This window comes from Bartonella sp. AP88XZML, assembly GCF_042195565.1.
GTDB lineage: Bacteria > Pseudomonadota > Alphaproteobacteria > Rhizobiales > Rhizobiaceae > Bartonella.
This window is the reverse complement of the sequence record NZ_JBHIOQ010000072.1, coordinates 1-1,020: the sequence shown is the minus strand read 5'-3', so window position 1 is coordinate 1,020 and position 1,020 is coordinate 1. Positions and strand designations below refer to the sequence as shown.

Annotated in this window: 1 protein-coding gene; it reads right to left on the bottom strand. The window is 32.0% G+C overall.

Annotation, left to right across the window (positions count from 1 at the left end):
* Positions 1 to 114 precede the first annotated feature (114 nt).
* Positions 115 to 855 (bottom strand): type IV secretion system protein, encoded by a 741-nt coding sequence (locus tag ACFIK2_RS08130; RefSeq protein WP_375677141.1) that lies wholly within the window; start codon positions 853 to 855, stop codon positions 115 to 117.
* Between the last annotated feature and the right edge of the window lie 165 nt (positions 856 to 1,020).

Sequence of the window (1,020 nt, the reverse complement as noted above, 5' to 3'; positions counted from 1 at the left end):
ATCTTGGCTTTGATAAAATCTCTGTGTCTCTTTGAATTATTGGGATAGTACTGAACCCTGTAAATTAGCTTTTGTGTTCATGAAAAAAGCAAATGTTGTAAAGAGCTTTATTCGCTAAATTCTTACACTGGGCATACTTCTGTGCTCAAAGTTCACTATTTTTCCATACAATTTACGTTTTTGTATTTCGATAAGAAGCTCTTCATTATCGCGTAAATTTCTGACCATTTGTAATTTTGCATATTCATTTTGGAGCATGGATGACATGTTCCTGATGCGTGTTTGTAGCTCGAAAACTTCCGCTAGATTCGTTGTTCTATTTATCTCATCTAAGAAATCGATGATTTGCGTAAAGCGCTTCTCTACGTCTTTGAAAGTTTGCAAGCTTACAGCTTTTTCGACAATTCCACTATATTTAAGACGCTTATCAATTATTTGCCGCATCATCTTTGGCGGAAGGCTCCAAAAGTTTGACCTTTTCTCTTCGGCATAAATAGAAAATGAAATGTCTTTGAGATTGGGATACTCAGTCACAAATAGGTTATGGTAGTTTTGGTTTAGTTTTGCGTAGATAGGCATATCGTGTAAGAAAAAATTCCCCTCCTCTTTTATTCTTAGTTCTGTTATTCTACTTCCTGTTATAGATTGATAGACTTTTTTCGCGTTATTGATCTGCTCTTCAGTTACTTTAATTTTTTCTGTTAACAACTGAATAATTTTCAGATATTCTGTTGAGGAGGAGATTTGGATAGTTGAAGTTTGAGCGTCAGAACCCCAACTAAAGTTAGACCTTAGAGTTAAATCTATCATTGCCAAAAGACTAATCATTCCTATTGTAATAAATCGTTTTTTCACCTTAACACTCCTCTTTTTGACGATTAAAAAAGCCCAACATTTTTTATCATTATTATAATTTTAATAATAAAGTAAAGCATATAATTTACGATAATTTATCTTTTCTTAATTTCATTTTTTAATTTATGAAAATAGCTCAATTTCAGTGCGAATATTTTTTACTTT